The following is a 390-nucleotide window of genomic DNA, read 5'->3' on the forward strand; positions in this document are numbered from 1 at the left end:
GCTTTATTTACGGTATACAAGTAATTTAGGACTGTGGGAAAAACAGAAGGCATTTCAATTAAATGATACGGTCAAAGTAATTCCAAACTTAAGCTCTGTAAAGGATTATTTAGAAAATGCCCAACAATTTTTATTGTATGAGGGTGACAAAATACGAAAGCAATTGAGTGGTAGCGGAGAGTTTGCAAAAATACGTAATTATGTCGTAGGAGATGACCCAAGGAAAATTAACTGGCGTCAAACTGCTAAGCTTCAAGAGGTCATGACTAATGAATATGAACCGGAGCACGGGAAATACATTACGATTTTAATTGACTGTGGGAGAATGATGGGGGCTGAATTAAAGCATAGTAACCGACTGGAAAAATCCCTAGAAGGTGCGCTCACTGT

The 390-nt window shown here is 37.9% G+C and carries 1 protein-coding gene; it reads left to right on the top strand.

The window, feature by feature from the left end; genetic code table 11:
- The coding region (locus AOA60_RS07570; protein ID WP_143522397.1) for a DUF58 domain-containing protein at nt 1-390 on the top strand (390 nt) is incomplete at both ends.

The sequence above is a fragment of the Pseudomonas sp. 2822-17 genome (assembly GCF_002742485.1).
Lineage (GTDB): Bacteria > Pseudomonadota > Gammaproteobacteria > Pseudomonadales > Pseudomonadaceae > Aquipseudomonas > Aquipseudomonas cyclaminis.